Genomic DNA, 12,202 nt, shown 5'->3' with positions numbered 1-12,202 from the left:
TGAGTAAAGAATAGTAACAATAAAGAGAACGAAAGTTAAAGAGTTAATGAATAAGTATTCTGAATAAAATCCGTAATTATGTCGAGGCTCTAGAAGCCGTGGGAATGAGAGGTAACTCAAGGATATTTATAAGAATGCAGAAACCATTATGGCACTCGATGCCGAATATATGACCGCTTCCTTTGTGGCTCTATTTTTTTATTTTCTTTCTTGACAAATTCACTCGTCCATATATGACAAATTTTGCGTTTATAAGCTATGCAAGAGGTCTATTATATTTGCAGGTAAGATTAATTTTCAGCACATTCTGCCACACCTTATCCCAACCTTTGGTATGAGTAATATTAGGAAAAATCTTTTGCTGTATACAATTTGAAGAACTAGCTTTTATATAGCCATGCATAATACTGCTAGGTACTATTTTATCCTTGTTTCCTGAAATATGTAATTGTGGGATATTATTGATTTTTATGGCATAATCTATGGGATTTAATGATTTCTTTAATGCATATACTCTATGATGTTCACTAAAATTTTTAATATCAAGATTACCGGCTACAGTTATTATATCCTTAATATGTTTATTTCTTGCTGCCACCAAGATAGCAACACCTCCCCCACCAGAGAAACCAACTAAACTAGCTGGCTTATCATTATTTATACTATTTATTACTATGTTTGTTGATTCTATAACCTCTTCAGCCATTCTTTTGTCTGTCCAATAGACTTGATTACAATTAGGATTAAGCTCTACTGGTGTATATTGGCATGGACGAGCTATATAAACTACATTAGGTCTAGTATCAAGAGTAGCAAGCTTAAACAACATAATCTTGGAAGGAGTCGGATTGCTAGCGACGGCATAACGTCCAATACTTCCATCACCCTCAATATAAAATACATAAGGGCTATCTTTATCCGAGATATGTTGGTAAGTTGTAATGACAAAATCCCCAGCCTTAACAAGTTTTTTCTCAAACCTGTTTATTGATGCTAGTTTTTCTGCTTCCTCAACCCTTGTTTCTATAGACGAAACACAAGAAGAAAGAGCCAGAGATAAAGAAACTACCGCAACTCTAGAAAGGTATTTCATCATCTAAATCGCTATGGTCAAAGTTAGTAACCGTATTTTTGGGTACAACAGTATCTGATGTTTGAATGCCAACACCTTTAGAATCTAACAATATAAATTGTGAGTTAAAATTCTGCAGCACTATTTCTGTCGTATATTTTTCATGCCCAAGGTTATCTACCCATTTTCTAGTTTGTAAAATACCTTCTAAGTAAACTCTAGTTCCTTTTTTGGCATAATTCTTTACAACAGATACCAAACCTTCACTAAATACTACTACTCTATGCCATTCGGTTTTTTCTTTCTTCTCTCCAGTAGTACGATCTTTCCATGTCTCAGAAGTAGCAACACTAAAACTTGCTATCTCTTTACCGTCAGCCGTATGCCTAATTTCTGGATCACGTCCTAAATTACCTATTAATATTGCTTTATTTAAACTACCAGCCACAAATCATTACCTAATTTATTTAAAAATTTATTATTGCAATAGTAATCCAAAACGACCTATAATGCTACAAGTTTTTTGAAAGTTCCTTAAAAATTTATAACAAATTATTATGCAAGAATATATTAAAGTTCGTGGTGCTAAGGAGCATAATTTAAAAAATATAAATGTTGATATTCCTAGAAATAAGTTTGTGGTAATTACTGGGCTTAGTGGTTCTGGTAAGTCTTCATTAGCCTTTGATACTATTTATGCTGAAGGGCAACGTAGATATGTTGAAAGCCTGTCTTCTTATGCTAGACAATTCTTACATCTTCAGGATAAGCCTGATGTTGAGTCAGTCTCTGGTTTGTCGCCGGCAATAGCTATTGATCAAAAAACTACATCTAAAAATCCACGCTCTACAGTGGGTACGATAACTGAGATTTATGATTATTTGAGATTACTATATGCAAGAGTAGGAGTCCCATATTCTCCAGCAACAGGTCTACCTATCAAGAATCAGACTATATCAGAGATGATAGATGCCATTCTTGCCTTTCCTAAAGCAAGTAAATTATACATTTTAGCTCCGATTGTCCGAGGACAGAAGGGTGAGTTTAGACGTGAAATTCTTGATCTTAGAAAACAGGGTTTTGGCAGATTGGTAATTAACAATGAAATTTATGAGATTGATAATCTGCCAAAATTTGACAAAAATAAAAAACATAATATTGAAGTAATTGTTGATAGGATTTCTCTAGAAGGTGATTTAGGCAATAGACTTGCAGATAGTTTGGAAATAGCTCTTAAATTGGCAGATGGTATAGTATATGTCGAGATTGTTGATTTACCAAACGGAGTAGAGACCACCCTTACTAAAGGCTCGAGAATCATTTTTTCAGAAAAATATTCTTGTCCAGTTTCTGGTTTCCAGATTACTGAGATAGAACCAAGAATTTTTTCCTTTAATAGCCCATTTGGTGCTTGTCCTAAATGTGAAGGTCTTGGCAAAGAATTATTTCTTGATAAAGACTTAATTATTCCCGATAGCAGAGTTAGTATTAAGGATGGAGCTATAGCCCCCTGGGGTAAAATATCCTCAAAGTTCTTTTTAGAAACATTAAAAGCCTTAGCAACTCATTACAAATTTTCATTAGACACGCCCTTTACAGAATTATCAAATACGATACAGCAAATATTGCTCCATGGGTCTGGTGATGAAGTTATAGATTTTCAATATCATGATGGTTCTAAATCTCAGATTATTCAGCAGCCTTTTGCCGGAATAATACCTAGCTTACAAGAAAAAGAGCGTAAGACTGATTCCTCTTTAGTAAAAGAAGAATTATTAAAATACAAAGCAGAACACAAATGTACAGCTTGTGAAGGTTATAGATTAAAGACAGAGTCTCTTTGTATTAAAATTGCTGATATGCATATAGGACAAGTATCTGCCTTGAGTATTTTACAACTACAAAAATGGTTTAATCAATTAGACCAACAGCTTAATAAAAGACAAGTAGCTATTGCCGAGCGTATATTAAAGGAAATCAAGGAAAGGTTACAATTTCTTATGAATGTTGGTCTTGAATATCTTGCTTTGTCTAGAGGGTCAGGTACTTTATCTGGTGGAGAAAGCCAGCGTATTCGTTTAGCGTCACAAATTGGTTCAGGACTTAGTGGGGTGTTATATGTACTTGACGAGCCGTCAATTGGTTTACATCAGCGTGATAATGCTCGCTTAATAGAAACTCTCAAAAATCTTCGAGACCTTGGTAATACAGTGCTGGTTGTTGAGCATGATGAAGAAACAATGTATGAATCGGATCACATTATTGATGTTGGACCAGGTGCCGGTATTCATGGTGGACATATAGTAGCCCAAGGAACAATTGAGGAAATTAAACAATGTGCAAATAGCATAACTGGCAGCTATTTAAGTGGTAAACAATTTATTGAAGTACCAGCAAATACTCGAATACCCTCTTCCGGTAAGGTAATAGTCTTAACTGGAGCTGTGTCTAATAATTTACAAAATGTTAATATTACGATCCCTTTGGGTAGTTTTACAGCAATAACCGGTGTATCCGGTGGAGGAAAATCAAGCTTAATAATTCATACTTTATATAAAGCCGCTTTAAAGTTTTTAGAACCATCTTCAAAAGTTTTTCCGGGAGAATATAAATCAATTACTGGTCTTGAATATATTGATAAGGTTATTGATATCAATCAGTCGCCAATAGGTCGTACACCAAGATCAAACCCAGCAACTTATACAGGGGCATTTACCCATATTAGAGACTGGTTTGCTGAATTACCAACTGCAAAAACTCGGGGTTATAAAGTTGGTAGGTTTTCATTCAATGTTAAAGGTGGAAGATGCGAATCATGTCAAGGTGATGGTCTGATTAAAATAGAAATGCACTTTTTACCTGATATTTATGTAAAATGTGATGTGTGTAATGGCGATAGATATAACAGAGAGACTCTTGAAATTAAATATAAGGATAAGTCTATATCTGATGTTCTTAGGATGACAGTTGAAGATGCTATGAGCTTTTTTGAGAAAGTACCATTAATTTACGAAAAACTGGTTACTTTAAATGAGGTAGGACTTGGTTATATAAAAATTGGTCAATCGGCTACTACTTTGTCTGGGGGTGAAGCACAAAGGATAAAATTAGCTAAGGAGTTATCAAAACGCTCAACTGGTAAAACTTTATACATACTTGATGAACCAACAACAGGTTTACACATAGATGATATTAATAAATTGCTTAAAGTATTACATAAATTAGTTGACATGGGTAATACGGCGGTAGTTATTGAGCATAACCTAGATGTTGTAAAAACAGCGGATTACGTTATAGATGTTGGTCCTGAGGGAGGGGATAAAGGTGGTAGCATAGTAGTTACTGGAACTCCGAAGGATATTGCGGCTTGCAGTGAGAGCCATACTGGAAAATATTTAAAAAATTATCTATAATTAGCTTAGTGGAAAAAAATTTTGCTATATACTCAAAGATATAGAAGTCCAATAGGTCATTACGAGAAGCCACTTAGTAGCGATGAAGCAATGCTGTTTTGTCATACCTGCGTAGGCAGGTATCCAGATTCCTGCCTACGCGGGAATGATAATGGGAAGCGGGAAGGGCAAAGGGAAGTGGGAATGATAACTTGCAAGTGCTTAGTCGAGTGATACTACGGCTCGCTAATAGGCAGAGTAGTGCTAATCGGATTAGCTATATATATTAATGATAAACGGATGCAGATTATTATGAAAAAGGCAGTATCTTTAGTTAGTGGTGGTGCAGATTCAGCTACCGTACTAGCCATGATGGAAAAAATGAATTACGAAATTTATGCCATAAGTTTCAATTATTCTCAACGCAATAATGTTGAACTGGAGAAGGTTAAGCAATTAGTTAACAACTATAACATCAAACAGCATAAAATTGTAAATATTGATTTACGTAACTTTGGCGGATCAGCTCTTACTGACAATGATATAGAAGTTCCTAAATATAAAGATCATAGTGAATTACAGAATGATCTATACTCAAATCATTTGAGTATACCAGTTACTTATGTACCAGCACGTAACACCATATTTTTAAGTTATGCTTTAGGATTTAGTGAAATAATAGGAGCTTTTGATATTTTTATAGGGATACATGCAACTGATTCCGCTAATTATCCAGATTGCCGTCTGGAATATTTAGCAGCTTTTAATAATCTGGCAACTGCTGTAGGAGTGTCAGGTAAACAAATTACCATTCATGCTCCCTTAATAAATATGTCAAAGGGAGAAATTATCAAGGCTGGTCTAGAATTAGGCGTAGATTATTCCAAAACGATTTCTTGTTATGATCCATCAGATGATGGGCTATCTTGTGGCACATGTCTTTCATGCTTAACTAGACTTAAAGCCTTTGAAGAGAATAATGTAACTGACCCCGCTAATTATAAAAAATAAATTATTTTCTAACATATGCTGAACCACTCTATATATCATCAATTTCCTGTATTAGACCTAGGTAATATAGTGCTTAGGGAATTAACTAGTGATGATTCCGAAAACTATTTTACCTATATGAATAAGCCAGAAATGCTACCATTCCTGACCGAACAAAATTGTCCATCGGACACGGCTCAAGCTACTGATGAGATAAGATATTGGTCCAGCTTATTTCATAATCATCGGGGATTTTACTGGGCTATTTCCCTCAAAGATACTAATAAACTTATAGGGACTGTTGGGTTTAATAGTGTTTCTGCAATGCACCTCAAAGCAGAAATAAGTTACGATCTTGATCCGGAATTTTGGGGTAAAGGAATTATGCTGAAATCTATCAAAGCTATTTTAAGGTTTATCGAATATGCTGGAATTGTTCGCACCCAAGCAACTGTTATAACTGATAATACTCGCTCAACTAAGGTTTTGGAACGATGTAATTTTGTTAAAGAGGGATTGCTCAAAAAATATGAGATTGTGCAAGGAATACATAGAGATTATTATATTTATGCTATAGTCAATTGATGAGAAGTTGGGGCGTTGTCACTTGTCGCTCGCCTATTACTTATAGGCGTTGCTCCATCGTTCCTAGCCCCAAATTCTCCTGAATTAATGGTATGGACCTACCCTATATACAGAATGAGAAGCATATGCTAATCTTTATAATGGATTGCTTCGTTGACCTTACGGTCTCCTCGCAATGACGCTTGGTGATCAGGTTTTTTTATTCATCACAAAAAAATAGCAAAAAAATCGTGAATGCTCACATCTAAACTACAACTGTAGTATTAAGCAAGGTCATTGCGAGACCACGCAAGTAGGTCGTGGCAATCCATTTTTGTGTCACCCCTGCGTAGGTAGGGGGCTAGATTCCCGCTTACGCGGGAATGACAAATTAGATGTGGGAATGACAGGATAAAAACGTCATTGCGAGGAGATCGTAAGGTCGACAAAGCAATCCATAAAAGTAACCAAAAATGGATTGCCACGCCATCTACGGTGGCTCGCAATGACGGAACTGCTTTGCCAAAAGTCATTGCGAGGAGCCGCTAAAAGTGGCGACGCGGCAATCCAAGAAAAAGTGAATAAAAATGGATTGCTTCATCGGTCTGGCGACCTCCTCACAACTGTTGAAAGTTAGAAGAGGAAGCGATTTTAGACCGGATAGTTTAAAAGTCGTATGTGGTCAACGTCATTGCGAGAAAGACCGTAGGTCGACGAAGCAATCCATAAAAGTAACCAAAAATGGATTGCCACGACCACTACGTGGTCTCGCAATGACAGAAAAGCTATCTAAAACCCGCTTTACCTTCTAACTTTCAACAGTTGTGGTCTGGCGACCTCCTGGCAATGACGGGTTTGTATGGTAATTACCCTGAGTTTATATTTACACACAATCTTTAGTTGTAATTTGGCTCTATTTTAAACTTTCAACAATTATGCTATTTACCCCCTACCGCCGCTGGGTCCTCTTGGTTTAAGGTTTGCTTTAAAATTTACTATAGGGGTTTCTATTGGTTTTTTAGGGGTAGAATCTTCCTTAATTGTAACTTTCCTCAACCCTTCTCCCGCTTTCATGATGTCATCCTTACAAACAGCAAGTCGAGCAGGCTTTGCCTGTTTCTTTGGTTCTGCGGTTGGGGATTTTGGTTTAGGCGACTGAATACCAGAGAGTCCAGGTGGAGGGGGAGGAGGTGGTGGTATTGGAACCCCAGCATCATTAAACTCAACTTTAGGAGGAGTAGGTTTTGCACTTGCTGCTTGCTTTTCTGCTTCGGCTTTTAGTGCCGCTGCTATTCTTGGAGCATCTATTGCATCTTGTTTAGCCTGGCGTGCTGCTTCTTCTTTTCTAGCCTCTTCAAATCTAGCTTGGTCTGCAAGCCATGCTTTAGGTAGTTCTTTGCCGCCTTGAACTTCACCAGCTCCTCTCCGTGCTGCAAGCCTTTTTCCCAATTCACCCATCAAACCATCGTTTGTTGAACCTACAGCTATTTCCCCTAATGGTCGATCTGCTACACTCTTTAACTTAATCCCTTCTCTTATGGCTGCCAAATGATTTGCCATATCGACATTTGCTACCGGTGTCACTTTTGTATTAAGATTAGGCGGCGGTGGCGGAGGGGGCGGTGGAATATCTGGAACATTATTAACTGTTACCTGCACTGGTGGTGGCATAACTGTCGGAGTACTAGTTGTTACCTGTGTTGGCGGCATAGCTGGAGCATTACTCACTACAGCTTGTACTGGCACAACATCTTGTATAGAGTGAGTTACTTCTGGTACTGCTAACGGGGCTGTTATAGTTCTAGGTTTAGGAATTGGTTTCACAGATGGTTGTTCCGGTGCTTCTTGTGCTGCAATAGTTGTGGCTATTTGCTTTTCCACAACTTGCTCCTTGGCAACTTGTTCTTGTATAACCTCAGCTCCTTTAACAAACTCTTCTGTTGCTTGCTGTAATTTTTCTTGATGTTTTTTACTAAATGGAGATTTTAAAAAGTTAATGAGAGGAGTAAGCCATGAGTCAACCCATGCCTTTATCTGAGCTCCAATTGATGAACGGCTTTTAATGTTCTCAGCTTTTTCCTCTAACCCCTTTATATCGTTAGCTGTTATATTTTGCAGTGAGTTTCTTTTTTCCAAAACATTCACCACCTCAACTAGAACCCCAGCTATATGCTCTAAATCTTGTTTCGCAGGAGAAAGAGCTGATAAATCATTATTTACTGCAATTACAACTTCAGCCACCTTATCCACAGCTTCATTGGCAACAGCGAAGCCTTCGTTATTATCTTCATTACCACTTTTCATACAATGCTCATAAATTAATTTATACTCTTATACCCAATTATACAATATAACCTTATTAATCCAACTAAGTCAAGTATTCGGCTAAAAAAAGTTACTTTACCAGAAATTTTATTTATTCTCTTAATTTACCTTGGAATTTCTCGTAAGCAGTTGCAATAACTTCCTGGTTTAATAAATTTAAGTCTGCTTCATTTAACGTCCGATCATCTGCTTGAAATTGCACTTTAATTGCCACCGATTTTTTACCGGAAGGCAGTTTATCTCCTGAATAAACATCAAATAGATCAACTGATTTTATCAGTTTTTTATTAGAATTTTTGATATAAGCAATTATCTTGCCAACCGGTTGTTCTAGATCAACTACAAAAGCATAGTCTCTAAAGGTTGGTTGGAAGTCGGAAACAATAAACTCGTCTCTTTTAGCAAATTTTGCTTTAGCAAATGGTATATTGGCAATATTTATCTCAAAGGCAAATATCTGGCAGTCAATATCAAAATATTTTAATATAGAGGGATGAATTTGTCCAAAATATGCTATGACATTCTTACCAAGTTTTATAATGTTTGAGTTTGTCGGATGGTAATAAGGTAAATCAACAGGAGCAAATTGGCACTTATCAATAGGTAAACCTGTATAATTTAAAACATTTTCTAAGTCAGATTTAATGTCAAAAACATCTACGGGGCGGGCTGTAGAATGGCAATCTTTTTCGTTATATAGCCCACATCTTATCGCCGAAGCAAAAATCAATTCGCCATCGGATGTGCAAGAGTTAAAGATTGGTCCCAATTCCATCAAAGCAATATCTTTGATGGATCTTGTTAGATTCTTTTGCACTAATTTAAGTAATTTGGCAATGATGCTAGGTCGCATATAATTATTATCAACATTAATAGGATTTAGCAAAAATAGCTCCTCTTTCATTGGAGCAAATAATTTTGCTATTTCACTATCCATGAATGAGTTTGTTACTACCTCATCATACCCGCAACTGGCTAAAATTCTTTTAATATCAGAAACTCTTCGTTGTTCTTTAGGTACAATCCTTGCTAGTTGTATCTCTGGTAATTTAACCGGCTGTAACTTGTCATAACCGTAAATACGAACAATCTCTTCAACAATATCTTCTTTAATTGTGATGTCATGTCGCCAGGAGGGTATGGTAAGTTTGAGACTATCACCTATATCTACTACAATAAAACCAAGTTTCTTTAGAATATCACAAATCTCGGTTTGGCTTAGGTTTAGACCGGTTATTTTAGCTAGGCAATTGATAGGGAAGACCAGGGATTTTTGCTCAAGGTTGAGTTCCCCATTATACACTATATCAGAAATTTCACCTCCACAAATAGCTAAAATCATTTTACTTGCAATATTTAAGGCTTTTAAGGTAAATTTTTGATCAATATTACGTTCAAAACGATAACGCGAATCAGTATCAATCTGCAGATGCCTACCAGTTTTAGTAATATATTTAGCAGAAAAACATGCCGCTTCTAGCAGAATATTTTGCGTTTCAAGTCCGCAACTACTACTATCCCCCCCTATAATACCAGCAAGAGCAAGTATTTGTCCATCATCTTGCACTACCAAATCTCCTGCATCTAAATCATATTCTTTGCCATTTAAAGCTGCAAATTTAGTTTTTTCTTTAAGAGTTGTAACTTGGATATTATCTGATAATTTACTTCTATCATAGGCATGCATTGGTTGTCCGAAGCTATATGATATGTAGTTAGTAACGTCCACTATAGCCGAAACTGGTTTTATGCCAATATTTTGCAATAATTGTTTTAACCAATCAGGGCTTAGCCTATTTTGTAAATTTCTTATTTCTCGAAATCCGAATAAAGGACACGCCTCTTTATTTTCTACTTGTAAACTCAAGCTAGATTTAAATTCTCCGGCAATTTCCGCTATCTCTAGTTCTTTAAGTGTACCAATACCACTAGCAGCAAGATCTCTAGCTATACCATAGACGCCAAGAGCATCGCCACGATTGGGGGTAACATTAATATCAAAGACAGGATCGTTATACCCATAATATTGTATAAGTGGCTCGCCTACTTTAGCCTCTTGCGGTAGTTCTATGATACCTTCTGAATTAGTACCAAGTAATAATTCCTCTTCCGAACATAGCATACCACAACTTTTTTCTCCACGAATTACCGATTCTTTAATTTTAAATTTACCATTTGGAATTTCACAACCAATTTTTGCCAATACTACTTTAATATTCTCCCTAGCATTACTTGCTCCGCAAACTATCTGTAAAATTCCTTCATTAGTTTGGACTTGACATATCTTAAGTTTATCCGCCGAAGGATGGGGTTTAGTAGCTAGTATGTGAGCTACTTCAAAATCTTTTAGCTCCGCCCTTCTATCTACGATTTCTTCTACTTCTAGACCGATCATAGTCAAGCGTTCAGCAATATCTGTAACAGAAACATCTGTATCTAAGAATTTTTTTAACCATGATAGAGTAAATTTCATCTTGTTAACCCCCCAGCTAGAGTTGGTATATCAAAAGCAGAGAAATTATAGTGTTTTAACCATCTTATATCTCCTTCAAAAAATTGCCTAAGATCTTTGATCCCGTATTTTAACATAGCAAAACGTTCAACACCTAGCCCAAAAGCAAACCCTTGATAATGATCACTATCTACATTAACATTTTTCAGAACGTTTGGATGAACCATACCGCAACCAAGTACCTCAAGCCATTTATTGCTATCGGGCATCTTAATATCCACTTCGGCAGATGGCTCAGTAAATGGGAAGAAACTTGGTCTAAAACGTATTTCAATATTTGTTTGTTCAAAAAAGTCTTTGATAAATTCCGTGATAAGGTATTTTAAATGCCCCATATTAATATTTTCATCGAGTACTAGACCTTCAATCTGATGGAACATTGGTGTATGTGTCATATCGGAATCTGATCTATAAGTTCTACCAGGAGCAATAAACCTAAAAGGCGGTTTATCATTTTGCATGGTTCTAATTTGTATTGTTGAAGTGTGTGTACGTAGTAACAGAGGATCGGCTCCTTCTTTTGCTTTTAGGTAAAAAGTGTCATGCATCTGTCTGGCAGGGTGGTCTTCATAAAAATTGAGGGCAGTGAAATTATACCAGTCATTTTCGATATTTGGACCATCCTTAATGGTTAGCCCAAATTTTGCAAATATTTGAATTAATTCTTCGGTAGCTTGGGTAATTGGGTGAATACTCCCCTTCTTGTGCTGTCTAGCTGGAATGGTTAAATCTGTCTTTTCTTCAGCAAATTGCTTATTTAATTCAAATTCCTCCAAAATAGTTTGTTTTGCTTGTAGCAAATTACTAATCTGCTCTTTAAGCAGATTAACTATCTCACCTAACTTTTTGCGATCATTTGGTTCAAGATCGCCCAGTTTTTTCATTTCTTGAGTGAGTAAACTTTTTTTGCCAAGAAACTCTACCCTAATTTGTTGTAATCCTGATAAAGTTTGAGTTGCCTCGATACTGCTTTGAGCAGATTCTAATATTTGGTTTAGATTATCCATAATTAAGTTAATTTAAGTAATAATATCAAGTAAATTAAAGGAGATTAGACTAAGTTTCATCAGATGTCTAGATTAAATAAATTATTATTGTTGTTTCGGATTGCTAACCCGACTAACATCTCGCAATTCTCCAAAGTCATTGCGAGCTGATGTATCCCCACGAAATTGTTGCAAAATAACACGAGTTGCCAATTATACCAATTGAAATAATTAACGCGGTATATTAATCCACTCTCTATACATAATTGATTTTACTAAAGTTGCATTTTTACTAAGTTGATTCCAGGCATAGCAAGCATTAGCAACGATATCTTCGTATACACCGTAACATTGATTAGAT

General features: G+C 36.2%; 8 protein-coding genes. 3 read left to right on the top strand and 5 right to left on the bottom strand.

Features of this window, described 5'->3' with window-relative positions; all coding sequences use genetic code 11:
• Window positions 1-256: 256 nt before the first annotated feature.
• Together RiCNE_RS03540 and ssb are read right to left on the bottom strand one after the other, a co-directional pair.
• Window positions 257-1,093: an alpha/beta hydrolase family protein gene (locus tag RiCNE_RS03540; protein ID WP_410525742.1), complete on the bottom strand. Its 837-nt coding sequence runs from the start codon at window positions 1,091-1,093 to the stop codon at window positions 257-259.
• Window positions 1,077-1,520, bottom strand: a complete 444-nt coding sequence (gene ssb / locus RiCNE_RS03535) for a single-stranded DNA-binding protein (RefSeq protein ID WP_094649241.1) — start codon at window positions 1,518-1,520, stop codon at window positions 1,077-1,079. The genes RiCNE_RS03540 and ssb overlap by 17 nt, the downstream gene beginning before the upstream one ends.
• Window positions 1,521-1,626: 106 nt before the next feature.
• On the opposite strand from ssb, the gene uvrA reads away from it, so the two are divergent.
• The 3 genes from uvrA to RiCNE_RS03520 all read left to right on the top strand — a co-directional run bounded on the left by uvrA (window position 1,627) and on the right by RiCNE_RS03520 (window position 6,039).
• Complete coding sequence (gene uvrA, locus RiCNE_RS03530; protein ID WP_094649240.1) at window positions 1,627-4,485, top strand: excinuclease ABC subunit UvrA; 2,859 nt, start codon at window positions 1,627-1,629, stop codon at window positions 4,483-4,485.
• Window positions 4,486-4,776: 291 nt separating this feature from the next.
• The gene (gene queC / locus RiCNE_RS03525) at window positions 4,777-5,475 is read left to right on the top strand and encodes a 7-cyano-7-deazaguanine synthase QueC (protein WP_094649243.1); all 699 of its coding nucleotides are present in this window, start codon (window positions 4,777-4,779) and stop codon (window positions 5,473-5,475) included.
• A 15-nt stretch (window positions 5,476-5,490) separates the two neighbouring features.
• A complete protein-coding gene (locus tag RiCNE_RS03520; protein WP_094649239.1) occupies window positions 5,491-6,039 on the top strand; it encodes a GNAT family N-acetyltransferase in 549 nt (182 codons plus the stop codon).
• 921 nt (window positions 6,040-6,960) lie between these two features.
• Here the strand turns inward: RiCNE_RS03520 and RiCNE_RS03515 are convergent.
• The 3 genes from RiCNE_RS03515 to pheS form a co-directional block, all read right to left on the bottom strand.
• Window positions 6,961-8,322 (bottom strand): hypothetical protein, encoded by a 1,362-nt coding sequence (locus RiCNE_RS03515; RefSeq protein WP_094649238.1) that lies wholly within the window; start codon window positions 8,320-8,322, stop codon window positions 6,961-6,963.
• 112 nt (window positions 8,323-8,434) lie between these two features.
• Entirely contained in the window at window positions 8,435-10,816 is a 2,382-nt protein-coding gene (gene pheT, locus RiCNE_RS03510) for a phenylalanine--tRNA ligase subunit beta (protein ID WP_094649237.1), read from the bottom strand.
• Window positions 10,813-11,862, bottom strand: a complete 1,050-nt coding sequence (gene pheS / locus RiCNE_RS03505; protein WP_094649236.1) for a phenylalanine--tRNA ligase subunit alpha — start codon at window positions 11,860-11,862, stop codon at window positions 10,813-10,815. Before pheS ends, pheT begins: the two co-directional genes overlap by 4 nt.
• Between the last annotated feature and the right edge of the window lie 340 nt (window positions 11,863-12,202).

The sequence above is a fragment of the Rickettsia endosymbiont of Culicoides newsteadi genome (genome assembly GCF_002259525.1).
In the GTDB taxonomy this organism is placed as follows: Bacteria; Pseudomonadota; Alphaproteobacteria; order Rickettsiales; family Rickettsiaceae; genus Tisiphia.
Note: the sequence above shows the minus strand (reverse complement) of the source record. Positions and strands in the feature narration are given on the sequence as shown.